At 66.6% G+C, this 24329-nt stretch carries 19 protein-coding genes, 1 tRNA gene and 2 pseudogenes; 14 read left to right on the forward strand and 8 right to left on the reverse strand.

From position 1 onward, the window contains the following. Positions 1 to 107 precede the first annotated feature (107 nt). From CCO03_RS20145 to CCO03_RS04010, 6 genes and pseudogenes are all read left to right on the forward strand, one after another. Positions 108 to 662: a hypothetical protein gene (locus CCO03_RS20145; protein WP_087277550.1), complete on the forward strand. Its 555-nt coding sequence runs from the start codon at positions 108 to 110 to the stop codon at positions 660 to 662. Positions 663 to 972: 310 nt separating this feature from the next. Continuing rightward, positions 973 to 1161, forward strand: a pseudogene (locus tag CCO03_RS20810) (transposase); the annotation flags it as partial. 404 nt (positions 1162 to 1565) lie between these two features. Next, the gene (locus CCO03_RS03995; protein ID WP_087277553.1) at positions 1566 to 2783 is read left to right on the forward strand and encodes an efflux RND transporter periplasmic adaptor subunit; all 1218 of its coding nucleotides are present in this window, start codon (positions 1566 to 1568) and stop codon (positions 2781 to 2783) included. Beyond that, the gene (locus CCO03_RS04000) at positions 2780 to 5983 is read left to right on the forward strand and encodes an efflux RND transporter permease subunit (RefSeq protein ID WP_087277556.1); all 3204 of its coding nucleotides are present in this window, start codon (positions 2780 to 2782) and stop codon (positions 5981 to 5983) included. The genes CCO03_RS03995 and CCO03_RS04000 overlap by 4 nt, the downstream gene beginning before the upstream one ends. Further along, positions 5973 to 7454, forward strand: coding sequence for an efflux transporter outer membrane subunit (locus CCO03_RS04005; RefSeq protein ID WP_087277559.1), 1482 nt, complete (start codon positions 5973 to 5975; stop codon positions 7452 to 7454). Before CCO03_RS04000 ends, CCO03_RS04005 begins: the two co-directional genes overlap by 11 nt. 275 nt (positions 7455 to 7729) lie before the next feature. After that, on the forward strand, positions 7730 to 8926 hold the full coding sequence (locus CCO03_RS04010) for an MFS transporter (protein WP_087277563.1): 1197 nt from the start codon (positions 7730 to 7732) through the stop codon (positions 8924 to 8926). Between the two features lie 359 nt (positions 8927 to 9285). Here the strand turns inward: CCO03_RS04010 and CCO03_RS04015 are convergent. From CCO03_RS04015 to CCO03_RS04025, 3 genes and pseudogenes are all read right to left on the reverse strand, one after another. Continuing rightward, positions 9286 to 9411 (reverse strand): annotated as a pseudogene (locus tag CCO03_RS04015) (transposase); the annotation flags it as partial. Between the two features lie 63 nt (positions 9412 to 9474). After that, positions 9475 to 9972 (reverse strand): Cu(I)-responsive transcriptional regulator, encoded by a 498-nt coding sequence (gene cueR / locus CCO03_RS04020; RefSeq protein ID WP_087277566.1) that lies wholly within the window; start codon positions 9970 to 9972, stop codon positions 9475 to 9477. A gap of 445 nt (positions 9973 to 10417) precedes the next feature. Beyond that, positions 10418 to 10612 carry a heavy-metal-associated domain-containing protein gene (locus tag CCO03_RS04025; protein ID WP_087277569.1) on the reverse strand — a complete coding sequence of 65 codons (195 nt, stop codon included), beginning with the start codon at positions 10610 to 10612 and terminating at the stop codon, positions 10418 to 10420. Between the two features lie 199 nt (positions 10613 to 10811). Between CCO03_RS04025 and CCO03_RS04030 the strand changes: the two genes are divergently transcribed. Continuing rightward, positions 10812 to 11914 (forward strand): IS3 family transposase gene (locus CCO03_RS04030; RefSeq protein WP_087277572.1). Its coding sequence is split into 2 segments (ribosomal slippage): positions 10812 to 11070 and positions 11070 to 11914, totalling 1104 coding nucleotides; the frame shifts between segments, so codons are not numbered across the junction. Here CCO03_RS04030 and CCO03_RS04035 read toward each other — a convergent pair. After that, complete coding sequence (locus CCO03_RS04035; RefSeq protein ID WP_087277575.1) at positions 11871 to 12176, reverse strand: hypothetical protein; 306 nt, start codon at positions 12174 to 12176, stop codon at positions 11871 to 11873. The two genes, CCO03_RS04030 and CCO03_RS04035, sit on opposite strands and share 44 nt — an antisense overlap. A 313-nt stretch (positions 12177 to 12489) precedes the next feature. Further along, a tRNA-Ser gene (locus CCO03_RS04040) sits at positions 12490 to 12579 on the reverse strand. Between the two features lie 155 nt (positions 12580 to 12734). Here CCO03_RS04040 and CCO03_RS04045 point away from each other — a divergent pair. Beyond that, the gene (locus CCO03_RS04045) at positions 12735 to 13727 is read left to right on the forward strand and encodes a P1 family peptidase (protein WP_087284135.1); all 993 of its coding nucleotides are present in this window, start codon (positions 12735 to 12737) and stop codon (positions 13725 to 13727) included. Positions 13728 to 14071: 344 nt separating this feature from the next. Here CCO03_RS04045 and fghA read toward each other — a convergent pair whose 3' ends face one another. Continuing rightward, the gene (gene fghA, locus CCO03_RS04050) at positions 14072 to 14920 is read right to left on the reverse strand and encodes an S-formylglutathione hydrolase (RefSeq protein ID WP_087277578.1); all 849 of its coding nucleotides are present in this window, start codon (positions 14918 to 14920) and stop codon (positions 14072 to 14074) included. Between the two features lie 588 nt (positions 14921 to 15508). Here fghA and CCO03_RS04060 point away from each other — a divergent pair. From CCO03_RS04060 to CCO03_RS04085, 6 genes are all read left to right on the forward strand, one after another. Continuing rightward, on the forward strand, positions 15509 to 16324 hold the full coding sequence (locus CCO03_RS04060; protein ID WP_087277584.1) for a crotonase/enoyl-CoA hydratase family protein: 816 nt from the start codon (positions 15509 to 15511) through the stop codon (positions 16322 to 16324). 559 nt (positions 16325 to 16883) lie between these two features. Next, the gene (locus CCO03_RS04065; protein WP_087277589.1) at positions 16884 to 18014 is read left to right on the forward strand and encodes a branched-chain amino acid ABC transporter substrate-binding protein; all 1131 of its coding nucleotides are present in this window, start codon (positions 16884 to 16886) and stop codon (positions 18012 to 18014) included. A 289-nt stretch (positions 18015 to 18303) separates the two neighbouring features. Beyond that, positions 18304 to 19233 (forward strand): branched-chain amino acid ABC transporter permease, encoded by a 930-nt coding sequence (locus CCO03_RS04070; protein WP_087284138.1) that lies wholly within the window; start codon positions 18304 to 18306, stop codon positions 19231 to 19233. A gap of 10 nt (positions 19234 to 19243) precedes the next feature. Beyond that, on the forward strand, positions 19244 to 20443 hold the full coding sequence (locus CCO03_RS04075; protein WP_087284141.1) for an ABC transporter permease subunit: 1200 nt from the start codon (positions 19244 to 19246) through the stop codon (positions 20441 to 20443). 11 nt (positions 20444 to 20454) lie between these two features. Further along, the gene (locus CCO03_RS04080; RefSeq protein WP_087277592.1) at positions 20455 to 21231 is read left to right on the forward strand and encodes an ABC transporter ATP-binding protein; all 777 of its coding nucleotides are present in this window, start codon (positions 20455 to 20457) and stop codon (positions 21229 to 21231) included. A gap of 1 nt (position 21232) precedes the next feature. Beyond that, entirely contained in the window at positions 21233 to 21949 is a 717-nt protein-coding gene (locus CCO03_RS04085; RefSeq protein ID WP_087277595.1) for an ABC transporter ATP-binding protein, read from the forward strand. Between the two features lie 176 nt (positions 21950 to 22125). Here CCO03_RS04085 and CCO03_RS04090 read toward each other — a convergent pair whose 3' ends face one another. Together CCO03_RS04090 and CCO03_RS04095 are read right to left on the reverse strand one after the other, a co-directional pair. Then, on the reverse strand, positions 22126 to 23298 hold the full coding sequence (locus CCO03_RS04090; protein ID WP_087277598.1) for an alpha-hydroxy acid oxidase: 1173 nt from the start codon (positions 23296 to 23298) through the stop codon (positions 22126 to 22128). Then, positions 23295 to 24317, reverse strand: a complete 1023-nt coding sequence (locus tag CCO03_RS04095) for a Bug family tripartite tricarboxylate transporter substrate binding protein (RefSeq protein WP_087277600.1) — start codon at positions 24315 to 24317, stop codon at positions 23295 to 23297. The genes CCO03_RS04090 and CCO03_RS04095 overlap by 4 nt, the downstream gene beginning before the upstream one ends. Positions 24318 to 24329 lie beyond the last annotated feature (12 nt).

Here is a 24329-nt window from a genome sequence, read left to right on the forward strand (position 1 = left end):
ACCCAGCAATGCCACGCGAGTCCTGCGTGACTTCGAATGCTTCAACGACGTGGTGCGCGAGAGCAAGGCCATGGTTGAGGAAACCAGCCGCCGCCTGGAGGTGTGACATGACCAGCATCGCAAACCTGGGTCGCGCGCCCACCATGACCAGCCTGCAACTGGTGGACTTCATCAACAGTCAGCGTGCAGCAAGCGAAGCCGTGCTGCGTCAGCGTGACTTCACTACCAAAGCGCCGAAAGTCTTGCGCGAAGAGGTGTGCGAAAAATTTCGCGCACCCTATGTGAACCCCCAGAACGGCCAGATCTACCGCTTCCCCAAGCGTGAAGCCCGCCTGATGGCGATGAGCTACAGCTACGAGCTTCAGGCCAAGGTCTTCGGCCACATGACTGCGCTGGAGGAGGCAATGCGGCACCGCCACCGGTGCCCGCGATCCCCCAGACCTACGCCGAAGCCCTGCGTCTCGCCGCCAATGAGCACGAGGGCCGCCTGTTCGCCGAGTCCCAGCGCGACGAGGCGATCCGCACCAAGGCGCACATCGGCAGCAAGCGCGAAGCCACCGCCATGGACAGAGACACAGCTGCGGAACGCAAGCAACGCCACCGAGCACATCAGAAGTGGGAAGCCGCTGATGTCACGGTGGTCACAAATGAGTCACGCGTGACGGTCACGGATGTCACGCGTGCAGAAGGAGGTATAGACAGTCGAGTCTGACGATGAGCCTCGGGATGAATGGTCGGATCAGAGCCCAAGCTGTGGCACCACCACTTCATGGCGAAGTGCTGGGTGCTCTTCGTCTCGCCGAGCACAAGAGCCGGTTCACCTGCATTGCTGGTGCACGCCAGTGACGACGCGGGCCACCAAGGCGCCGACAAGCGGCCCGATGCCAGAAGCGACGTGGTCTGGTACATCGCTATGCGCTCCGGAAAACGCCGACACCTCGACTCGCTAAATCGATTGAGGTCCTGACCGAGCAACTGGAGCGCGTGAAGGCCGGCATTCGGGCGTGGGTCGAACACCCGTTCCGAGTGCTCCAGCGCCAGTTCGGCTATGTCAAGGTGCGCTATCGCGGCTGGGCCCAGAACACGGCGCAGTTGCGCACGCTGTTTGCGCTGGCCAATCTGTGGCTGGTGCGGCACAAACTGCTGGGTGCCTTGGCATGAGTGCGCCCGCAGTTCGCCAAATCAGCCCATCTGGCGCAGTAGGCACGAGAGCGGTGAGGCGAAATGGGCTTCTGCCGCATGCTTGTGTTGTGCAGACTTTCCTTGCACATGCGCGCAATCGCAGGGTGCTTCCTGTGCTTGGCGGCTCATCCCAATCCGCATCGCACCCCTTCCGCTCGACTCGCGAAGCGCATCCCTGGCGCTCTGACCTGCACGATCACGATTTGCAGGGGGGCACGCACCGCGTTCATCCGGTGTCGTGATCGCCTGGCGCTTCCTCGCCCGGCAGGGCCTTGACCTTGCCATCGTTGTACAGCCTAGCCTGACTTCCAGTTTCTGCGGAGTGGGATCTGCAGAGCGGTTTCCAAAGGGCCGAAGCGCTGAAACAAGGAAAGGGGAACTCCATGCGTGAAAAGATCAGAATCGTTGTGGCGGCCAGCATCATTGCGGCCGTGGGGGGGATTGCGATCGCCGCCCGCGATGCCAAGGATGAAGGGCAGGCAGCGGCGCCGGCAAGCGCGCCTGCGGCACCCGAGGTGCCCGTGGCCGAAGTCCTCACACGCACCGTCACGCCGTCAACCGAGTTCACGGGCTTTCTCGCTGCGCCCAAGACGGTGGAACTGCGTCCGCGCGTGGGCGGCACCGTCGAAGCGGTGAGCGTTCCCGAGGGCAGCCTGGTGCGCCAGGGCCAGCTGCTGTTCCAGATCGATCCACGCCCCTTTCAGGTGGCACTGGACAATGCGAGCGCACAACTGCGCCAGGCCCAGGTGCTGGCCAGCCAGGCCCAGGCCGATTTCGACCGCGCCGAACGGCTGGCGCCCACGGGCGCGGTCTCGCGCAAGGTCCATGACGACGCCACCTCGGCGCGCAACGCGCGCCAGGCCCAGGTGCAGGCGGCGCAGGCGGCCGTGGCCGCGGCGCGGCTGGACCTGTCGTACGCGCGCATCACGGCGCCGATCGCCGGGCGTGTGGACCGGGTGCTGGTCACCGAAGGCAATCTGGTGAGCGGCGGCACGGCGGGCGCGGCCACGCTGTTGACCACCATCGTCTCGGTCGATCCCATGTATGCCTACTTCGACATCGACGAGGCCACTTACCTGACGGCCGTGCGCCAGGCCCGTCCCGAAGCGCGCGGCGGCAAGGCGCCGCCGCGCGTGGCGCTGGGGCTGGTCACGGATCAGGGCTTCCCCCATGAGGGCACGCTGGACTTCGTGGGCAATCAGATGGACCGGACCACGGGCACCATCCGCGCGCGCGCCGTGGTGGCCAACCCCAAGGGTGAGCTGGCGCCGGGCCTGTTCGCACGGGCCCGGCTGGCCACAGGTGGCGCGCGCGAAGCCATCCTCATCGATGACCAGGCCGTGGGCACGGACCAGGGCAAGAACTATGTGCTGGTGGTGGGGGCGGACAACCAGGCGCAGTACCGCCAGGTGCAGTTGGGCCCGGTGGTGGACGGCCTGCGCGTGATCGATGAGGGTCTGAAGAGCGGCGAGAAGATCATCCTCAAGGGGCTGGTGCGCCCCGGCATGCAGGTCACCCCGCGTCCAACCCCGATGCAACAGACGGCCACCGCGGCCGCTGCGGCTGGCGCCGCCACGCAGCCGGCGGAGGCACGCCAATGAAATTCCCCCGTTTCTTCATCGCGCGGCCGATCTTCGCCATCGTGCTGTCGCTGCTGATGCTGCTGGCCGGCGCCATCGCCTTCTGGCAGCTGCCGCTGAGCGAATACCCGGCGGTCACGCCGCCCACGGTGCAGGTCACGGCCAGCTACCCGGGCGCCAACCCCGAGGTGATCGCCGACACCGTGGCCGCTCCGCTGGAGCAGGCCATCAACGGCGTGGAGAACATGCTCTACATGAGCTCCCAGATGACCACCGACGGCCGGATGGCGATCAGCATCGCCTTCAAGCAGGGCACGGACCCGGACATGGCGCAGATCCAGGTGCAGAACCGGGTTTCGCGCGCCCTGCCGCGGCTGCCGCCCGAGGTGCAGCGCATCGGCGTGGTGACGCAAAAGACCTCGCCCGACGTGCTGATGGTGGTGCACCTGGTCTCGCCGGGCAAGCGCTACGATCCGCTGTATCTGTCCAACTTCGCCCTGCGGCAGGTGCGCGATGAGCTGGCGCGGCTCCCCGGCATCGGCGACGTTCAGGCCTGGGGCGCGGGGGAGTATTCCATGCGCGTGTGGCTGGACCCCACTAAGGTCGCCGCGCGCGGCCTCAGCGCCAGCGACGTGGTCGCCGCCATCCGTGAGCAAAACGTGCAGGTGGCGGCCGGCTCGGTGGGCCAGCAGCCCGATACCTCGTCGGCCTTCCAGGTGACGGTCAACACCCTGGGCCGGCTGGCCAGCGAGGCGCAGTTCGGCGAGATCATCGTCCAATCCGGCGCCAACGGCCAGGTCACGCGACTGCGCGACGTGGCGCGCATCTCGCTGGGCGCCGATGCCTATGCCTTGCGCAGCCTGCTCGACGGCGAGCCCGCGCTGGCCATGCAGATCATCCAGAGCCCGGGCGCCAACGCCATCGACGTCTCCAACGCGGTGCGCGCCAAGATGGAGGAGCTGCAAAAGAGCTTCCCGCAGGACATCGAGTACCGCATCGCCTACGACCCCACGGTCTTCGTGCGCGCCTCGCTGCAGTCGGTGGCCATCACGCTGCTGGAGGCCATCGTGCTGGTGGTCATCGTGGTGGTGCTGTTCCTGCAGACCTGGCGTGCCTCCATCATCCCGCTGGTGGCCGTGCCGGTGTCGCTGGTGGGCACCTTCGCGCTGATGCAGATCTTCGGCTTCTCGCTGAACACGCTGTCGCTGTTCGGGCTGGTGCTGTCCATCGGCATCGTGGTGGACGATGCCATCGTGGTGGTCGAGAACGTGGAGCGCCACATCGCCCTGGGCGAATCGCCGCGCGACGCGGCGCGCAAGGCCATGGACGAGGTCACCGGCCCCATCCTGGCCATCACCTCGGTGCTGGCGGCGGTCTTCATCCCCTCGGCCTTCCTGTCGGGCCTGCAGGGCGAGTTCTACCGCCAGTTCGCGCTGACCATCGCCATATCGACCATCCTGTCGGCCATCAACTCGCTGACGCTGTCGCCCGCGCTGTCGGCCATTTTGCTCAAGCCCCACCACGGCGCAGTGCGCCAGGACTGGCTCACGCGAGTCATGGACGCCATGTTTGGCTGGTTCTTCCGGGCATTCAACCGCTTCTTCGAAAGCGCCTCCAACGCCTACGTGGGCACGGTGCGCCGCGCGGTGCGCGGCAGCGTCATCGTGCTGCTGCTGTATGCCGGCTTCGTGACCCTGACCTGGCTGGGCTTCAAGCAAGTGCCCAATGGCTTCGTGCCGGCCCAGGACAAGTACTTCCTGGTCGGCATCGCCCAGTTGCCCAGCGGCGCCTCGCTGGACCGCACCGAGGCCGTGGTCAAGCAGATGTCCGGGATCGCGCTGGCCGAGCCCGGCGTGGAAAGCGTGGTGGCCTTCCCCGGCCTGTCCATCAACGGCTTCGTGAACGTGCCCAACTCGGCCGTCATGTTCGCGATGCTCAAGCCCTTTGCCGAACGCACGGACCCGTCGCTGGCCGCCGATGCCATCGCGGGCAAGCTCATGGGCAAATTCAGCCAGATCCCCGACGGCTTCCTGGGCATGTTCCCGCCGCCGCCGGTGCCGGGCCTGGGCACCATGGGCGGCTTCAAGATGCAGATCGAAGACCGCGCGGGCCTGGGCCTGGAGGCCCTGGTGCAGGCCCAGGGCGCCCTCATGGCCAAGGCCATGCAGACGCCCGAGCTGGCCGGCATGCTGGCCAGCTTCCAGACCAACGCGCCGCAATTGCAGGTGGACGTGGACCGGGTCAAGGCCAAGTCGCTGGGTATCTCGCTGACCGACGTGTTCGAGACGCTGCAGATCAACCTGGGCTCGCTGTACGTCAACGACTTCAACCGCTTCGGTCGCACCTACCGCGTCATGGCCCAGGCCGATGCCCCGTTTCGCATGCAGGCCGAGGACATCGGACGCCTGAAGCTGCGCAACGCGGCCGGGGACATGATCCCGCTGAGCGCCTTCGTGCGCATCACGCGCAGCTCCGGCCCCGACCGGGTGATCCACTACAACGGCTTTCCCTCGGCCGACATCAGCGGCGGACCGGCTCCGGGCTACTCCTCAGGCCAGGCCACCGATGCCATGGAGCGGATCGCGCGCGAAACCCTGCCCGAAGGCATAACCTATGCGTGGACCGACCTGGTCTACCAGGAAAAGCAGGCCGGCAACTCGGCGCTGTACATCTTCCCGCTGGCCGTGCTGCTGGCCTTCCTGATCCTGGCTGCGCAGTACAACAGCTGGTCGCTGCCCTTCGCCGTGCTGCTGATCGCGCCCATGGCGCTGCTGTCGGCCATCGCTGGCGTGTGGCTGTCCGGCGGGGACAACAACATCTTCACGCAGATCGGCTTCGTGGTGCTGGTGGGGCTGGCCGCCAAGAACGCCATCCTCATCGTGGAGTTCGCGCGGGCCAAGGAGGACGAAGGCGCCGATCCGCTGACTGCCGTGCTCGAGGCGGCGCGGCTGCGCCTGCGCCCCATCCTGATGACCTCGCTGGCCTTCATCGCCGGGGTCGTTCCCCTGGTGCTGGCCAGCGGCGCCGGCGCCGAAATGCGCCATGCCATGGGCATCGCCGTGTTCGCCGGCATGCTGGGTGTGACGCTGTTCGGCCTGGTGCTCACGCCCGTGTTCTACGTGCTGGTCAGGCGCTGGGCCACCCGGGGACAGGGGCAGGCGCCGCAGCAGCCCACCATGCCCCCATCCGTGCAGCAGATCGGAGTACGCCATGCGGACTGAACGCCCCGTCAAGAAACTGTCGCTGCTGGCTCTGGCCGGCCTGCTGGCCGGCTGCTCGCTGGCCCCCAAGTACGAGCGCCCGCCGGCACCCATCGACGCCTTCTACCCCAGCGGACCGGCCTACGGCGAGGCCGAGACGACCGCGCAGGCCGTGGCCGACATCGGCTGGCGCGACTTCCTGCGCGATCCGCTGCTGCAGGAGCTGGTGGCCCTGTCGCTGGCCAACAACCGCGATCTGCACAAGGCCGCGCTCAACGTGGAGGCCGCCCGCGCCCAGTACCGCATACAACGGGCCGACCTGCTGCCGAAGGTCGGCGTGGGGGCCGACGGCTCGGCACAGCGTCTGCCCGCCGACCTGCGTCAGAGTGGCGCGCCCGAGATCAGCCGCAGCTACCAGGTCGTGGGCGTCGTGTCGTGGGAGATCGACCTGTGGGGCCGCATTCGCAGCCTCAGCGACCAGGCGCTGTCGGCCTACCTGGCCCTGGGCGAAACCCGCACGGCGGCCGAGTTGAGTCTGGTGGCCGAAGTCACCGACGCCTACCTCACCATGCGGGCCGACCAGGAGTTGCTGCGCCTGACAAGCGACACACTCGCCACGCAGAAGCGCTCCTACGAGCTGACGGCTCAACTGGTGGATGCGGGCAACTCCACGCAGCTGGACCTGCGCCGCGCGGAAATCGCGCTGCGCACCGCGGAGGCCAACCATTCGGCCTACACGCGACAGACGGCCAGAGACCGCAATGCGCTGGTGCTGCTGCTGGGCCAGCCGTTGACGCCGGAGTTGTCGCAACGGCTGGACACGGCGACCCCACTGCCCGACGGGCTGGTGCCCGCCCATCTGCCGGCCGGCCTGCCTTCCGAACTGCTGGCACGCAGGCCGGACCTGCGCGCCGCCGAACACCGGCTGCGCGGCGCCCATGCCAACATCGGCGCGGCGCGAGCGGCGTTCTTTCCTGCCATCAGTTTGACGGGGGCGGCCGGCACCGCCAGCGCCAGTCTGCAAGACCTGTTCGATGCCGGATCGGGCACCTGGAGCTTCATGCCGCGCATCACCGTGCCCATCTTTCAGGGCGGGGCATTGCAGGCCAACCTGGACGTGGCGCAGGTGCAAAGGCGCATCGAGATTGCCAACTACGAGAAATCCATCCAGGCGGCTTTCGCCGAGGTGGCCGATGGGCTGGCGGGCAAGCGCACGCTCGATGAACAGATCCGCTCGGAGCAACTGTTGGTGGCGGCCAGCCAGAAAGCCTACGATTTGGCGAAACAGCGCTTCCAGGAAGGCGTGGACGACAACCTCACCGTGCTTGACGCGCAACGCACGTTGTACGGCACGCAGCAGACCCTGGTGCGAACCCGCCTGACGCGACTGAGCAATCTCATTCACCTGTACAAGGCTCTGGGAGGCGGCTGGACCGAGCACACGGTGCCATTGAGTGCCACCGTGCAGCAGCCCGCCCGGCCCGCGGAATGAGGATGAGCGAACCATGCGTGCATGGCGTCGTCGGAAACCGACGTGCGGAGGCAGGCGCCCGTGAGCATGCGGCCAGCGTCGAGGGGCGCATGGAGCCACTGACCCGGCCGAAAGGGCTCCTGCTCGCATCGGCACGGCGGCAAGGCTCTGCCAACGAGGGGTTTCCGGGGATGGCGCCGCCTGCAAGGGCTTGCGAGCATCCCAGGAGCGAATCCGTGAACGCGCATGCCAGCGTGTAGCCGTTCCGGCCAGACCCGTCCACCATCAGACCGCCCATGACCGACCCCAGCACCACGCGCCGAAACATCGGCGTTCTCACTGCCGCGCAGGCGCTCGGCGGCGCCAGCGCGCCCATCGTGATGTCGCTGGGCGGATTGGTCGGCCAACGACTGGCCACGGACCCCGCCCTGATCACGCTGCCCGTGAGCCTGTTCAGCCTGGGGCTGGCCCTCGGCACCTTGCCTGCCGCCTTCATCATGCGGCGCCATGGGCGGCGCAACGGCTACGTGGTCGGGGTCGGCTTCGGCGTGGCCTCGGGCCTGATCGCCGCGCTGGGGATCCTGCTGACCTCATTCTGGATTTTTTGCGTGGGAACCTTCCTGGCAGGCTTCTACGGGGCCTATGTGCAGAGCTACCGTTTTGCAGCCGCCGATACCACCGACCAGGCACTCAAGGCGAAGGCCATTTCCTGGGTCATGGTGGGGGGCCTCGCCGGTGCCATCATCGGACCGCAGTTGGTGATCTTCACGCGTGACACGGTGGCCGGCACGCCCTATGTCGGCGCCTTCCTCAGCCAGGCACTGCTGCCGCTGATCGCCTTGCCGATCCTGCTGATGCTGCGCACGCCGCGCCAGACCCCGGCAGAAGCCGCTGCCGATGGCGGCCGGACCGCGCTGCAGCTTCTGGCCATGCCGCGCTACCTGCTGGCCGTGGCCGCGGGTGTGGTGTCCTATGGCACGATGGCCTTGGTGATGACCGCAGCGCCGGTGGCGATGGTCAACCATGGCCATTCCGTGGACAGCGCCGCACTGGGCATCCAGTGGCACCTGCTGGCGATGTTCGGGCCGAGCCTCTTCACCGGGCGGCTGATGGTGCGCTACGGAAAAGAGCGCGTCATCGCCGCCGGCATGGTGCTCCTTGCCGCCTCCGCAGTGGTGGCCCTGAGCGGGTTGGGCCTGTCTCACTTCTGGGGCTCGCTGGCGCTGTTGGGCATGGGCTGGAACTTCGGCTTCATCGGTGCCACGGCGATGGTGACCGACTGCCACAGCCCCGCCGAGCGCAGCAAGGCGCAAGGCATGAACGACTTCTTCGTCTTCGCCGCCACGGCCGCCGTCTCGTTCCTTGCGGGCTCGATCCTGCACAGCTCGGGCTGGCGGGTGGTCAACTGGATGATCTTCCCGGCCCTGGCGCTGATCCTGGTGCCCCTGCTGTGGCAGGCGGCGCGCAATCCGGTGCGTCCAAGTCCGGTCTGATCGGGCGGATGTGGCAAGCAGTCCGCGCAGCCCCCCGCATCGCTTGCTGTCACTGCAGCAGCTTCGAGCACTTCGTCTTCGCTCACGTGACCCTGCGAAAGGGTGGCCTTGGGCACACGTATTCAGAGTCAGGGGCGGTCAGCCAGCCACTTCCTCATCGTGCAGGATCATGCCGCGCATGAGTCGACGCTTGCGTCCCCCGTGAGCTCAATTGTCATATCTGCGTGCATCTTGTCGCTGACTTCGCGATACGCACGCATGACGGGATTCTCCGAAGTCGCGTCAGTGCCATCGCTGGCGTGTATCGCCATGGATTTTCCTTTCATGGACTATCTCGGTTCATATGCCGCATCCGCCCAGCGAGTGAGTGTGCGTATCCCGTTTTCGTCCAGGTCCTTGGCCGCCTGGGCCACGGTCACGCCACGCTCGGCGACCAGCTTGACCGCCTCGAGCTTGAACTCGCGGCTGAATAGCTCATGTCGCAGGCATGGTTGATCTCCATGCGGTCGTCCAGCAGCGCTCTCAGATTAATGCGCTGGCAGGTACGTTTAGCTTGGCTCACTAGGGCGTCGAGGCACGTGGCTTTGCGCCGCTCCGTTGGCATGTGTGCGCCGCGACACGGCGCCGGTGCGCGCTTCGGGCTCCTTTGCACTGGTGTCGGGCTGCTGCAGCGTGTACAGGATCGGGCAGTCGGATTGTTCATCGCCCGCGCAGCAGTGGATTAGCGCCTTGAGCACTTCGGCCGTTTTCAGCATGTTCGCGATATGCTGGCCCAACTCAGCCAAGTGCTGCTGGGTCAGGCTCTTGACATCGGCGCTCTGGCGCGATTTGTCGTCCCACAGTTGCAGCAAGTCTGTGATCTTGGCCACCGAGAAGCCTAGGTCGCGCGCACGCCGAATGAAGTGCAGCCGGTGGACGTCGTGCTGGGAGTAGGTACGGTAGCCCGAATCGGTACGGTCGGCTGGTGGGGTCAGGCCGATCTGCTCGTAGTAGCGGATCATCTTGGCCGAGATCTTCGAGGCCTTGGATGCTTCACCGATGTTCATGGTGTTTCTCCTTTCTCAATGAGTGAACTCCACCGCCAGCGCAGCTGGAAGCGACGCAGGAGCAACGCATTGCCGAGCACGAACGCTGGACACGTCGTAGGCTGGGTGTCGCACGCCTGCGGCTCCGGGATCAGGGTCGTCGGCTTCGACCAGCGCCAGGCCGCCACCCACGCAGGCGATCTCGTGGCCGGCCTTCAGCTGGTGCACGGCTTTAGGCACTTCGGCCACCACCTCATCAATGCCTGGTACACGCGTCGTCGCCGGTGACCATTGCCGCCTTCAAGCCAAGCTAGCGCAGCGCGGCGATGGCTGCGGGCGTGCTGGACGACGCGGGAGCCGCCCAAGGTGACAGCACGGGCTACTGACCTCCCATGAACATCAGCCAATACCTTAAGGCAGCTCAAATACGGTGCGCGGCCTGTTGAGCCGCGGGCCGCAAGGAACATTACTGCGCGCGCGGCGGAAAACCAGCTTCGCTCAGTGCTGCGGCGATCTGCTCTTGCGAGGCCGAGGTCTGGACCTCAACACAGCGGGTCGGCGGGTCCGTGACGATCTTGGCGTTCGGGTCGATTGTTTGTATTGTTTTCGTTACAGTTCGGGCGCAACCGCCGCAAGTCATGTCATCGAGATGGAATTGCATGGAACACTCCTTTTGGGTTGAGGTGCTTGAAGTCTGATGCTTGCCACGGCTGGAAGGTCAAGCGCTATTTGCATGGTGGCTGACCGTCACCAAACGTTGCTCCGAGTGGATGTGCTCATCGAGCGCGTTGGCCCTGACCTGCCCGGTTTCTCCGAGACATTGATTTCTAGGAAGATGGCTCCCGCCCAAAGAGGAGCCCATGAAGAAGAGTCGATTTTCACAAGAGCAAATGGTCACGATCCTGCGCGAAGCAGATCGAACGACGGTGGCCGAGGCCGCCAAGAAGCACAAGGTCAGCGAAGCCACCATCTATGCCTGGCGCAAACACTTCGGCCAGATGGAAGCGGCCGACGTCAAGCGTCTGAAGGCCCTGGAGCTTGAGAACAGCCGGCTGAAGAAGCTTCTTGCCGAGCGAGATCTGGACCTCGAGGTTCTCAAGGAGATCAACGCAAAAAAATGGTGAGCCCGTTGGCTCGGCGCGAGCAACTGGCCTTCGTGCGCGCACGTGGCTTGAGTCTGCGCCGCGCCTGCGGGCTCATCGGCATGTCACGCGCCACGCCCAGTTACGAGTTGCGCTTGCCCGCCAAGGAGGCGCCGGTGCTTGCGGCGATGAAGGAACTGTCGGCCATGTATCCGCGCTACGGCTATCGCCGCATTCGCGTATTCCTGCGTCGCAAGGGCTTCGAGCTGAGTTGGTCTCGCACGCACAGGCTGTGGCGCCAGGCGGGCCTGCTGGTGCCCCGGAAACGGCCGCGCAAGCGCATCGCCTCGCTGCGCCCGCGCATCCACACGCCGTTCAAGGCCAACATGGTCTGGGCCTACGACTTCGTCTTCGACACCACGGCCAGCGGTCAGCAGATCAAGTGCCTGACCGTGGTGGACGAATACACCCGGGAGTGCCTGGCCATCGACGTGGCTGGGGCCATCCGTTCCAAGCGCGTGATCGAGGTGCTGTCGCGGCTGGTCAGCCTGCACGGGGCGCCACTGTTCATGCGCTCGGACAATGGCCCCGAGTTCGTCAGCCAGGCGATCCTGGAGTGGATCTCAGCCTCGGGCATTGCCACCGTGCTCAACGATCCCGGCAAGCCCTGGCAGAACGGCACCGACGAAAGCTTCAACGGCAAGTTCCGCGACGAGTGTCTGTCCATCGAGTGGTTCCGTTCGCGCCGCGAAGCCGCTGCCCTGATCGAAGCCTGGCGCAATCACTACAACGAGGTTCGTCCCCACAGCAGCCTGCAATACTTGACCCCGGCAGAGTTCAAACTCGAACTCCGCAAAGAACCGCAACCCGCCGCCTTCTAGGAAAAACTGTCTCGACTAAACCGAGCAGGTCACGATGGCGGAAACCATCGGCGATGTAGTCGCCGGCGATGACGAGGTCTTTGCCGGTGTCGTCGCGTTCGCGCACGATCAGATGGGTATGCGGACTATCGGGCACGCCCACGCAGTCGGGATCGTTCTCGGTGGTGGTGGTGGTGCTCAGCGATGGGGCCACACCGGCGTAGACGGCCAGCGTGACGCTGGCGTTGAGCGTGACGGCCGCTGAAGTGAAACCGGTGCCCACGCTGGGCGCCTTCGCGGCGGCACTGGGGGGCGCAGGTTGCGCCGGAGTGAAGGGGAATGCCCAGTTGGCGAGGTGTCGAAGCTGAGGCTGCAGGTGAGCCTTGCTTACTTCAACTGGACGTGAGCTGATCCATGAGCATCTGGCGTCCAGGCTGCTCCACACTGAACGATAGCAGGGGCATCCAGCGAGTTGGCCACCGATCTTGGCTTCCCTCTACGCAAAGAAAAAGCCCACATCAGCGTTTGCTTGATGTGGGCTTTTATGTGGTACAAATCAAAAAACTATTTGCAAGTCATTGATTTAATTGCTCATTTGGCGGAAGCGGTGAGATTCGAACTCACGGAGGGCGCAAACCCTCGGCGGTTTTCAAGACCGCTGCCTTAAACCACTCGGCCACACTTCCCAGGCAAGCGGCGGATTGTAGCCCATGGCATGCGGACGCCGGCACCGTGGGAGGACGCGCGATCGGGGGGCTCGCTGACCGTGGTGGACGCTTCGTGGACGACGTCGGCTGCGCGGCTAGCATCGGTGGCTTTGAACCCCAACACCCGCGTCACCATGCAGACACCAGACCTTCATGCCGGCTCCCTCACCGAGGTGGCGGGGCTTTCGGTGGGCCATTTCACCGACACGCGACGGCCCACGGGCTGCTCGGTGGTGCTGTGCCCCGAGGGCGCCGTGGCCGGCGTGGATGTGCGGGGAGCGGCGCCGGGCACGCGCGAAACCGACCTGTTGACGCCGGGCAATCTGGTGGAGCGCGTGCACGCGATCGTGCTGACGGGCGGCAGCGCCTGGGGGCTGGATGCGGCAGGGGGCGTCATGCACTGGCTGGATGCGCATGGCCACGGCCTGTCCGTCGGAGCTGGGGCGCGCGTGCCCATCGTGCCCGCTGCGGTGTTGTTTGACCTGCATGTGGGCGATGCCCGCATTCGGCCCGATGCGCAAGCCGGTTTTGCGGCCTGCGAAAACGCAGGCTTGCGCGTCGCGCAAGGCTGCGTGGGCGCGGCAGCCGGCGCCAGCGTGGGCAAGCTGTGGGGCATGGCGCGCGCGATGAGGGGCGGCATCGGCACCGCTTCGGTCAGCGTGGCCGGCGTGACGGTGGGCGCCCTGATCGCCGTGAATGCCGTGGGCGATGTGCGTGACCCGGTCGACAACCGGTTGCTGGCCGGCGCGCGTTCGGCCGATGGGCGCCGTCTGCACGACACGGCCGCGTCGCTGCTGGCGGGCGAGGTGCCGCAGGCCGTGCTGCCGGGCACCAACACCACGATCGGGGTGGTGGCGACCGACATGGTGCTGGACAAGGCGCAGGCCAAACGGCTGGCGATGAGCGCCCACGACGGCTTGGCGCGCACCATCAACCCGGTCCACACCCAGACCGACGGTGACACGCTGTTTGCGCTCGCCACGGGGCGCAGCGCGGCGCGTGTGCACCCCACGGTGCTGGGGCTGATGGCCAGCGAGGCGGTGGCCCGGGCGGTGGCGAATGCCGTGCGCGCGGCACACGGCCTGCGCCTGGGGGAACTCCACCTGCCGGCGCACAGCGAGCTGTAGGCCGGGTGTCCCTGTGCCTGGCCGACGTGTGGGATGGGCCGGGTGAACACCCCCAGCACCCTCAGCGACTGCGCAAGCCGCCGCAGCGCAGGGCCATGTCTGGCCAACGGGTGCGCGCGACGGCCACGGCCTGGCCCATGCGTTTCGGTGCTCAATTTGAATCTGAATGAGTATGTGGCCATCCCCGTTGTCAAGACAGCGAGGATGACCTGATACTGCTGAATCCGTGCAGCGGCCGTGCGCGGGCGGGACGCCACGGCGCGCAGGCCTGTGTGCGGGTGACGCAGGTCACGGGCTTGGCGCGGCCACGCGCGGACGCGGCCGTGTCGCAGGCGCCGGGTTGCTCAGGCGTTCAGGGCCGCGGCGTGGTGCGCGATGTGCTCGGCCATGAAGCTGGCGATGAAGTAATAGCTGTGGTCATAGCCGGGCTGCAGGCGCAGGGTCAGCGGATGGCCGGCCTGCTGGCAGGCCGCCTGCAGCAGTTCGGGCTTGAGCTGGCCTTGCAGGAACTCGTCCGCATCGCCCTGATCGACGAGCAGCGGCAGGCGTTCAGTGGCGTTGGCGATCAGGGCCACCGCATCGTGCGCGAGCCAGGCGCTGCGGTCTTCCCCCAGGTAGGCGGCAAACGCCTTTTCGCCCCAGGGCACCTGGCTGGGCGCGACGATGGGCGAGAACGCCGACACGCTGTGGTAGACGCCGGGGTGGCGCAGGGCCAGCGTCAGCGCGCCGTGGCCGCCCATCGAATGGCCAAAGATGCCGCGCCTGGCCGTGGCCTGGTGGCCTTGCTCGGCCAGCAGAGCGCTCACCACCTGTGGCAGTTCGTGCACCACGTAGTCTTCCATCCGGAAGTGCGGCGCCCAGGGCGCCTGCGTGGCGTTCAGGTAAAAGCCTGCGCCCTGGCCCAGGTCGTAGGCCGCGTCGTTGGCCACGCCGTCGCCGCGGGGGCTGGTGTCGGGCGCCACCAGGATGAGTCCGTGTTGGGCCGCGAACTGCTGCGCGCCGGCCTTGGTGATGAAGTTCTGCTCGGTGCAGGTCAGGCCGGACAGCCAATACAGCACCGGGCAAGCCTGGCCCGCCAGGGCTGCAGGCGGCAGGTACAGGCCCAGGTTCATGGGGCAGTTCAGGGTGGTGGAGGCGTGCGTCCACACCTGTTGCCAGCCGCCAAAGCTGGCGCGGTGTTCCAAGCGTTTCACAAATGGGCCTTTGTCGATGGGTGATGAAGCATGGTGGTCATGGGTATGGTGCCTTTGCCGTTCAATGAGCAACGGAAATGAGACCATACCCGACTGAACTGGATAGAAAGAGTGCAGCCGGTGGCTGAGCCGTGGCCGCATCGTAGCCTGAACACGGGCCTGCCCCGGCCACGCCGCATTGCCCGCCGACCCCCTGCCGCATCCCGGTGGCCGACGACCACCGCGACGTCTCGGATGCTGCGGGCCTTTGAAGACCAGTGCGCGCTCGCGGTGACCGCTCCCCCGCCAGCTGCACTGGCGCAGGTGTCATGCCGCATCAACGCATCGTCAGGGGCAGATGGTGATGGCCAATGCCTGGCGACCGTCATCCAGCTGGGCGTGTGGCCATGGTCGCTGTGCGACATCACCTCGACCACGACCGGCAGCATGACGTGTTGAGCCACGTCCACCAGGCCCCCACGCCGTGGCGTGCGGGCGCCGAGTGGGCCCGGTGGCGTCGCCTGGGAAGCTGACAACTGGCGGTGCAGCCCCGAGCATTGGGGGCAGAACGCCGCAGGCTGCGGCCCATGACTTTTTCAGGAGACTTCCATGTCAGATCGCATCGTGATTGACCGCCTGCCCGGCGGCGTGGCCCATGTTCAGCTGGTCCGCACCGACAAGATGAACGCGCTCGACCCCGAGATGTTCAATGGCTTGAACGCCGCGGCCGAGTCGCTGGCCCAGGACAAGAGCCTGCGCGCGGTGGTCATCAGCGGCCAGGGCAAGGCGTTCTGTGCCGGCCTGGACATGGGGTCCTTCCACAAGATGAAAGAGGGCGGCGAGCCCACCTCGGCCAAGGACCTGAGCGTGCGCACGCATGGCCTGGCCAATGCGGCGCAGAACGTGTCCGTGGCCTGGCGCAGCCTGCCCGTGCCCGTCATCGCGGCCGTGCATGGTGTGGCCTTCGGCGGCGGCCTGCAGGTGGCCCTGGGCGCCGACATCCGCCTGGTGACGGCGGATGCCAAGCTGTCGGTGATGGAAATCAAGTGGGGCCTGGTGCCGGACATGGGCGGCATGCCGCGCCTGCGCTCGCTGTGCCGGGACGACGTGGCCCGCGAGCTGACCTACACCGGCCGCATCGTCTCGGGCACCGAGGCGGTGGCGCTGGGGCTGGCCACGCGCGTCGAGGCCGACCCCGTCGCCGCGGCGCTGGACATGGCGCACGCCATCGCGGGCAAGAACCCCGATGCCATCCGCGCCGGCAAGCGCCTGCTGAACGCCAGCGAAGATGTGGGCGTGAGCACCGGCGAGCTGCTGCTGGCCGAGTCGGTCGAACAGCAGGCCCTGATCGGGACGGCCAACCAGGCCGAGGCGGTCAAGGCCAACATGGACAAACGCGCGCCCGTGTTCGCCGACCCCGCGTGAACCAGGTTCATCGACCGGCCTGTCGCTGGGCTGGCGGTTGATGACTGGATAGTATGGTCTTCTGGCCGATTCTGAACCATCGGGTGTGGCGCCATACTGTTCAATTCAGGTGCATGCGGCAATGAGCTGCACCACTGCGGTGCATTCAGGCCAGGGCGCCCGCCACGCTGAGCCGGAGGGCGTCGTTCAGCCGCACCGCGCACCGCTCAGCCGGGTGCGCACCGGGTCGTGGATCCAGGCGCGGGTCTGTCTGGCCAGAAACTCACACGCTGTGCCGCTTGGGGCGCTGCCCCAGATGCTTGCCGGCCAGCTCGCCAGCCGACATCTCGTCGCCCGGAGTGGGCCGACTGCCAACCGGGGCGACGCGCGTTTTCAGGTGGCCTACCAAGGGCGGCTGGGTGATGGGCGGCGACGGCACACGCCACGGCGACGGCCCCGCCTTGGTGCATGTCGGCCCCGTGGCATCAGGGCGAACCCGCTGTTTCTGGCCTGAATCTTGCGTTACCTTCTCGGCGCGCTGGTGTACGCACTGGCGTCTCTTTGTTTTGCGGAGAAATCTATGCAGCTGAAGTTGTCGATGTTGGCAGGAGCCGCCTTGCTGGTGGCTGGGGGCGTGGCGCAGGCCCAGGAGCAGGTCGTCAAGATTGGCCACGTGGCCCCTTTGTCGGGCCCGCAGGCGCACTTGGGCAAGGACAACCAGAACGGCGCGCAAATGGCCATTGACGAGCTCAACGCGCAGAACATCACCATCGGGGGCAAGAAGATCAAGTGGCAGCTGGTGCCTGAAGACGATGCCGCCGATCCCAAGCAGGGCACGGCCGTGGCGCAGAAGCTGTGCGACGCCAAGGTCGCCGGCGTGGTCGGTCACCTGAACTCGGGCACCACGATTCCGGCGTCCAAGATCTACGACCAGTGCGGCATTCCCATGGTGACGGGCGCGGCCACCAACCCCGAGCTCACCAAGCTGGGGCGCAAGCACGTGTTCCGCATCATCGCCAACGACGAGGCCCTGGGCGCCGGCTTGGCCAAGTACGCGGCTGAAACCCTCAAGCTGAAGAAGGTTGCCGTGGTCGATGACCGCACGGCCTATGGGCAAGGCGTGGCCGCCGTGTTCAAGCGCGAGGCGCAGAAGCTGGGCCTGCAGGTCGTGAGCGACCAGTTCACCACCGACAAGGCCACCGATTTCATGGCCATCCTCACGGCCATCAAGTCCAAGGCACCCGACGGCATCATGTACGGCGGCATGGACGCCCAGGCTGGCCCCATGCTGCGCCAGCTGGATCAGCTGGGCATGAGCAACGTCAAGTTCTTCAGCGGCGACGGCTCGTGCACCAACGAACTGCCCAAGCTGTCCGCCAACGCGAAGTCGCTGGCCTCGGTGGTCTGTGCCGAAGGCGGTGCCTCGCTGGCCAAGATGCCCAAGGGCGAAGACTGGCTCAAGCGCTACAACGCCAAGTACCCTGGCCAGTACAAGCTCTACGGCCCGTACGTGTACGACGCCACCATGCTGCTGGCCGATGCCATGAAGCGCGCCAACTCGGTCGATCCCAAGGTCTACATGCCTGTGCTCGAGAAGTCCGACTTTGCGGGCTCGACCGCCAAGATCGTGTTCGACGAGCGCCACGACCTGAAGGATGCGCCCATCACCCTCTACAACTACCCGGGCAACACCAAGACGCCCATGAACTGAGGCGGTCAGGCGGACCATGCCGGACGGCAAGGCCACCTCAGACGTGGCCTTTTTCAATGGTCCTGGATTCAGGGAGCGGCGCGCAGCCTCGGTCTGCCGCGCCCATCAAGACGACAAGCGGTTTCCCGCCTTGGCGTGTGTCGGGCTTGGGGCGTCGATGATCACCATCGATCCGGCGAGCACCGTTGCTGGCTGGGTTGGCCGCCCTCGCTCACCGAGCGACGGGGCCCCAGCCGGTGAACGCGGTCCGACAGACGCCTTGAGTGGCTGGCAGTGAATTGAGGTGAACATGGATATCTTGCTTCAGCAGATCATCAACGGGTTGGTGCTGGGCAGCATGTATGCGCTGATCGCGCTGGGCTACACCATGGTGTACGGCATCATCCAGCTGATCAATTTTGCGCATGGCGAAGTGCTGATGGTGGGGGCGCTGACGAGCTGGTCCGTGGTCGGGCTGATGCAGGAGAGCATGCCAGGCGCGCCCGGCTGGGCCATCCTCATCCTGGCGACGCTGATCGCGTGCCTGGTGGCCGCGGTGCTCAATTTCGTGATCGAGAAGGTGGCCTACCGGCCGCTGCGCAACAGCCCGCGGCTGGCGCCGCTCATCACGGCCATCGGGGTGTCCATCCTGCTGCAGGCCATCGCCATGATGATCTGGCGTCCCAGCTACAAGTCCTTTCCGTCGCTGCTGCCCACCGAGCCCTACCAAATTGGCGGCGCCTTCATCACACCCACGCAGATCATGGTGCTGGGGGTGACGGCGGTGTCCCTGGCCATCCTCATGTGGCTGGTCAACTTCACGCGCATGGGCCGCGCCATGCGCGCCACGGCCGAGAACCCGCGCGTGGCCGGCCTCATGGGTGTGCGGCCGGACATGGTGATTTCCGCCACCTTCATCATCGGTGCCGTGCTGGCGGTGATTGCCGGCGTCATGCTGGCCATGAACTACGGCACCGTCTACCACACCATGGGTTTCCTGCCGGGCCTCAAAGCCTTCACGGCCGCCGTGTTCGGCGGCATTGGCAACCTCGGCGGCGCGGTGATCGGCGGCCTGTTGCTGGGCCTGATCGAGTCCATCGGCTCGGGCTACATCGGTGACCTGACCGGCGGCGTGCTGGGCAGCAACTACACCGACATCTTCGCCTTCGTCGTGCTCATCATCATCCTCACGCTGCGCCCCTCGGGCCTGCTGGGTGAGCGTGTGGCCGATCGTGCGTGAGGAGGCCCGCATGACCACCGTGAAAACCGATCCCAAGAAAACCGCCTGGGTGATCGCCGGCGCCATCGCCCTCATCGTGCTGCCCTTCGTGCTGCAGATGTTCGGCAACTCGTGGGTGCGCATCATCGACCTGGCGCTGCTTTACGTGATGCTGGCATTGGGCCTGAACATCGTGGTCGGCTACGCCGGCCTGCTTGACCTGGGCTACGTGGCGTTCTTTGCCGTGGGCGCCTACCTGTTCGGGTTGCTGGCCTCGCCCCACTTGACGCAGAACTTTCCGGCCATCGCCGCCATGTTCCCGAACGGCCTGCACCTGTCGTTCTGGCTGGTGATTCCGCTGGCGCTGCTCGTCGCGGCCATCGTGGGCATGCTGCTGGGCGCGCCCACGCTCAAGCTGCGGGGCGACTACCTGGCCATCGTGACGCTGGGTTTTGGCGAGATCATCCGCATCTTCATGAACAACCTGGACCAGCCTTACAACATCACCAACGGTCCCAAAGGCATCAGCGACATCGACTCCGTGCACGTCTTCGGCGTCGACCTGGCGCGTTCGCTGACCATCGGCGGCTTCGAGATCGCCTCGGTCACGCTCTACTACTTCCTGTTCCTGGCGCTGGTGCTCATCACCATCGGCATCTGCGCGCGCCTGCAGGACTCGCGCATCGGCCGTGCCTGGATGGCCATCCGCGAAGACGAAATCGCCGCCAAGGCCATGGGCCTGAACACGCGCAACCTCAAGCTGCTGGCCTTTGGCATGGGGGCGTCGTTCGGCGGGGTGTCAGGCGCGCTGTTCGCGTCGTTCCAGCAGTTTGTGTCACCGGAGTCGTTCAGCCTCATGGAGTCCATCATGATCGTCGCCATGGTGGTGCTGGGCGGTCTGGGTCACCTGCCGGGCGTGGTCACCGGGGCTTTGCTGCTGGCGGCTTTGCCCGAGGTGCTGCGCCATGTCGCGGGTCCTTTGCAGGCCATGACCGATGGCCGCATCGACGCCGCCATCCTGCGCCAGTTGCTGATCGGCCTGGCCATGATCGTCATCATGCTGATGCGCCCGCGCGGCCTGTGGCCCTCGCCCGAGCACGGCCAATCGGCCCAGCCCGATGCGGCCGGCACCATGCCGGTGTCGGCCCAGGACAACCCGCCCGGCGTGGACTTTCCGGCCGATGCGGCGCCGGGCAGCACCGGCGTGCGCCAGTCCGCCATCAACCCCTGAAGGAGTCCGTCATGAGCACAGCAGACACCATCCTTCAGGTGCAGGGCGCGTCCAAGCGCTTTGGCGGCCTGCAGGCCCTCTCCGACGTGAGCCTGCAGATCCAGCGTGGCCAAATTTATGGCCTCATTGGCCCCAACGGCGCCGGCAAGACCACGTTCTTCAACGTCATCACCGGCCTGTACACGCCCGACAGCGGCCGTTTCGAGCTGGGCGGCAAGGCCTACGAGCCTGCCGCCGTGCACCAGGTGGCGCAGGCCGGCATCGCGCGCACGTTCCAGAACATCCGCCTGTTCGCAGACATGACGGCGCTCGAGAACGTGATGGTCGGGCGCCACGTGCGCACCCACTCGGGCCTGTTCGGCGCCATCTTCCGCACCCCGGGGTTCAAGGCCGAAGAGCGCGCGATTGCTGAGCGCGCGCAGGCCTTGCTGGACTACGTCGGCATCGGCAAGTTCGCGCCTTACAAGGCGCGCACGCTCTCGTACGGCGACCAGCGGCGGCTGGAGATCGCCCGGGCGCTGGCCACCGAGCCGCACCTGCTGGCGCTGGACGAGCCGGCCGCCGGCATGAACGCGACCGAGAAGGTCATGCTGCGCGGCCTCATCGACCGCATCCGCGCCGATGGCAAGAGCGTGCTGCTCATCGAGCACGACGTGAAGCTCGTGATGGGCCTGTGCGACCGCGTGACCGTGCTGGACTACGGCAAGGTCATTGCGGCCGGCACGCCGGCGCAGGTGCAGCGCGACGAGAAAGTCATTGAAGCCTACTTGGGCACCGGAGGACATTGAGATGGCGCCCACCCTGTTGCAAGCGAAACAGCTGCGCGTGGCCTACGGCGGCATCGAAGCCGTCAAGGGCATCGACTTCGAGGTGCACGAGGGCGAGCTGGTCTCGCTCATCGGCTCCAACGGCGCTGGCAAAACCACCACCATGAAAGCCATCACGGGCGGTCTGCCGCTCAAGGGCGGCGAGGTGCTGTACCTGGGCAAGCCCATCAGCGGCCAGGGCCCGTGGGACCTGGTGCGCCAGGGCCTGGCCATGGTGCCCGAGGGACGCGGCGTGTTCACGCGCATGAGCATCACCGAAAACCTGCTCATGGGCGCCTACACACGGCGCGACAAGGCCGAGATCGCGGCCGACATCGAGCGCGTGTTCACCACCTTCCCGCGCCTGCGCGAGCGCAAGGATCAGCTGGCCGGCACGATGTCGGGCGGCGAACAGCAGATGCTGGCCATGGGGCGCGCGCTGCTGAGCCGGCCCAAGGTGCTGCTGCTCGACGAGCCATCCATGGGGCTGTCGCCCATCATGGTCGACAAGATCTTCGAGGTGGTGGCCCAGGTTCATGCCCAGGGCACGACCATCGTGCTCGTGGAGCAGAACGCCAGCCGTGCGCTGGCCATCGCCGACCGCGGCTACGTCATGGAATCGGGCCTCATCACCATGACGGGCACGGGCAAGGACCTGCTCAACGACGAGAAGGTGCGCGCGGCCTACCTGGGCGAGTGAGGCTTCGGCCTGACCCAGCCCGATCGGCGCGCGTGCCGCCAGCACGGGCTCACGCCTCGCGGCCCCGTCCATGCCACTGGGGTGAGGGAAGGTTAAATGTCAAGCAGTATGGGCCCATTGCCGTTCAACATTGAACGGCAATGGGCCCATACTCATGGATGATCTTCAATAGCTGGTCAACGGGGCGCAGGTCCTGACCGCACGATGAATTCGCCATCCAGCGCATTCACGTCGCGGCAGCCCAGCAGGCCGAGGTTGCGGTCGATCTCCGCCCCCAGGATGTCGATCACGCGCGCCACCCCGGCCTGACCCGCGACGGCAGCGCCGTACAGCATGGGCCGGCCCAGAAACACCAGGCGCGCGCCCAGGGCCATGGCCTTGAGGATGTCGCTGCCGCGGCGGAAGCCGCCGTCGATCATCACGGGGAAGTCGCGCGGCACGGCGGCGACCACGCTGGGCAAGGCGTCCAGCGAGGCCTGCGCGCCGTCGAGCTGGCGCCCGCCGTGGTTGGACACGATGACGCCGTCCAGCCCCAGCCGGTGCGCCCGTTCGGCGTCGGCCGGGTGCGCCACACCCTTGAGCACGATGCGGCCCGGCCATTGCTCGCGCATCCAGGCCATGTGACGCCAGTCCAGTTTGTCGCGGCCCTGGCGCAGGCCGCCCTGGGGCTCTTCGGTGATGCGCCAGCCGTGCGTGTCGGCCACCGCGTTGCAGAAGCGCGGAATCGCGCGGTCGGTGAGCAGGGTGCGTGCAAACACGTTGGCCGACCAGCGGGGGTGGCGCACCCCATCCCAGAACAGGCCGTTGCTGAACTGGAAGGGGATGGTGAAGCCGTTGCGCTGGTTGTTCTCGCGGTTGGCGCCAATGGGCGTGTCGATGGTGACGACCAGCACCTCCACGCCGCTTGTTCGCAACCTTTGCATCAAGGGCGCCAGCACGGCCTGGTCGCCGGGGATGTAGCCCTGGTACCAGAAGGGCAGGCCGGCGTCGCGCAGCTGCTCCATGGGCAGGGTGGAGAAGCCGCTCAGCACGAAGGGGATGCCCGCTTCGGCCGCAGCCTGCGCCAGGTGCTGCTCGCAGCGGTGCCGGCACATGGCCGTCACGCCCATGGGGGCAATGCCGAAAGGTTGACGCCAGGTCTGGCCCCACAGCGTGACCGACTGCGAACGCTGTGCCACGCCCGCCAGGCCCTTGGGCCGAAACTGCACGTGGCGAAAAGCCTCGCGATTCGCTGCCAGCGTCAGGCCATCTTCGGTGCCGCCGTTCACGTAGCCAAAAACGGAACGGGGCAGCAGGGCTTGGGCGCTGCGTTCGAAATCGGCGACCGACAACAGGTGATTCAGGTTCATTGCAGTGGAATCTGGGCTTGCGTGATCTTGGCCTGCCAGAAGTCGCGCTCCTGTCGCATGCGTTGGCCGAAGGCGCTGGCCGAGGTGTCGGTGAGCATGAAGCCCAGCGCGTCCATCTTCTGCCTGAACTCGGGCGTTTGCTTGACGGCGGCGATGCCGGCCTCCAGCTGCTTGAGCACCTGCGGTGGCAGCTTGCCCGGGCCCATGACGCCGGTCCAGCCATTGACGTCGATGCCGCGGTAGCCGCTTTCCGCCATGGTCGGCACCTGGGGCAGGGCCGGATGCCGCTGGGGCGAGGTGATGGCCAAGGCCCTGAGCTTGCCGCTGTTGACCAGGCCGATGGCGCTGTCGGTCTGGGCGAACACGAAGCTCACCTGGCCGGCCATCACGTCGTTGATCGCAGGCGCGTTGCCTTTGTAGGGCACGTGCATCATGGGTGCGTTGGCGGCGCGCGAGAACAGCTCGCCCGCCAGGTGGTTGGTGCCGCCAACGCCCGACGAGCCATAGGTGACGGCATGGGGGTTCTGCCTGGCGTGATCCACCAGGTCTTTCAGCGTTTTGGCGGGCGTTTGCGGCCCGGCCAGCAGCACCAGCGCGTAGTCCACCACGGCCGACACGGCGGTGAAGTCCTTCACCACATCCAGGCGGAAGTGGGGCTGCGTGAGCGGCGCAATCGCCGTCACCGGCGAGGCCATGACGCCCAGCGTGTAGCCGTCGGCTGGTGCCCGTGACAAGGCCGTCAGCGCCACGAGGCCGCTGGCGCCAACGCGGTTGTCCACCACCACGGCCTGGCCCCAGAGTGTGCTCAGGCCGTGTGCCAGCTGACGCGCCACCAGGTCGGTGGGTCCGCCAGCCGCATACGGCACCAGCAGCGTGATGGGTTTGTTCGGGTAGGCGGTGGCATCGGTGCGATCCTGGGCGTGGCTGGGTGCGGCGCCCAGGCCCAGCGTGGCCAGGGCCAACACAGCCAAGGTGGCGCGGCGCGTGCGCATTCGCACCGGGTGGTGTGGGTGAGGCATGGTGTTGGCGTG

Origin of the sequence: Comamonas serinivorans (genome assembly GCF_002158865.1) — a bacterium.
Lineage (GTDB): Bacteria > Pseudomonadota > Gammaproteobacteria > Burkholderiales > Burkholderiaceae_C > Comamonas_E > Comamonas_E serinivorans.

What these genes read in the sequence shown, in the direction of transcription:
- CCO03_RS20145 (WP_087277550.1), top strand. Translation starts at nt 108, where the DNA reads ATGACCAGCATCGCAAACCTGGGTCGCGCGCCCACCATGACCAGCCTG.
- CCO03_RS03995 (WP_087277553.1), top strand. Translation starts at nt 1,566, where the DNA reads ATGCGTGAAAAGATCAGAATCGTTGTGGCGGCCAGCATCATTGCGGCC.
- CCO03_RS04000 (WP_087277556.1), top strand. Translation starts at nt 2,780, where the DNA reads ATGAAATTCCCCCGTTTCTTCATCGCGCGGCCGATCTTCGCCATCGTG.
- CCO03_RS04005 (WP_087277559.1), top strand. Translation starts at nt 5,973, where the DNA reads ATGCGGACTGAACGCCCCGTCAAGAAACTGTCGCTGCTGGCTCTGGCC.
- CCO03_RS04010 (WP_087277563.1), top strand. Translation starts at nt 7,730, where the DNA reads ATGACCGACCCCAGCACCACGCGCCGAAACATCGGCGTTCTCACTGCC.
- cueR (WP_087277566.1), bottom strand. Translation starts at nt 9,972, where the DNA reads ATGAACATCGGTGAAGCATCCAAGGCCTCGAAGATCTCGGCCAAGATG.
- CCO03_RS04025 (WP_087277569.1), bottom strand. Translation starts at nt 10,612, where the DNA reads ATGCAATTCCATCTCGATGACATGACTTGCGGCGGTTGCGCCCGAACT.
- CCO03_RS04045 (WP_087284135.1), top strand. Translation starts at nt 12,735, where the DNA reads ATGCAGACACCAGACCTTCATGCCGGCTCCCTCACCGAGGTGGCGGGG.
- CCO03_RS04060 (WP_087277584.1), top strand. Translation starts at nt 15,509, where the DNA reads ATGTCAGATCGCATCGTGATTGACCGCCTGCCCGGCGGCGTGGCCCAT.
- CCO03_RS04065 (WP_087277589.1), top strand. Translation starts at nt 16,884, where the DNA reads ATGCAGCTGAAGTTGTCGATGTTGGCAGGAGCCGCCTTGCTGGTGGCT.
- CCO03_RS04070 (WP_087284138.1), top strand. Translation starts at nt 18,304, where the DNA reads ATGGATATCTTGCTTCAGCAGATCATCAACGGGTTGGTGCTGGGCAGC.
- CCO03_RS04075 (WP_087284141.1), top strand. Translation starts at nt 19,244, where the DNA reads ATGACCACCGTGAAAACCGATCCCAAGAAAACCGCCTGGGTGATCGCC.
- CCO03_RS04080 (WP_087277592.1), top strand. Translation starts at nt 20,455, where the DNA reads ATGAGCACAGCAGACACCATCCTTCAGGTGCAGGGCGCGTCCAAGCGC.
- CCO03_RS04085 (WP_087277595.1), top strand. Translation starts at nt 21,233, where the DNA reads ATGGCGCCCACCCTGTTGCAAGCGAAACAGCTGCGCGTGGCCTACGGC.
- CCO03_RS04090 (WP_087277598.1), bottom strand. Translation starts at nt 23,298, where the DNA reads ATGAACCTGAATCACCTGTTGTCGGTCGCCGATTTCGAACGCAGCGCC.
- CCO03_RS04095 (WP_087277600.1), bottom strand. Translation starts at nt 24,317, where the DNA reads ATGCCTCACCCACACCACCCGGTGCGAATGCGCACGCGCCGCGCCACC.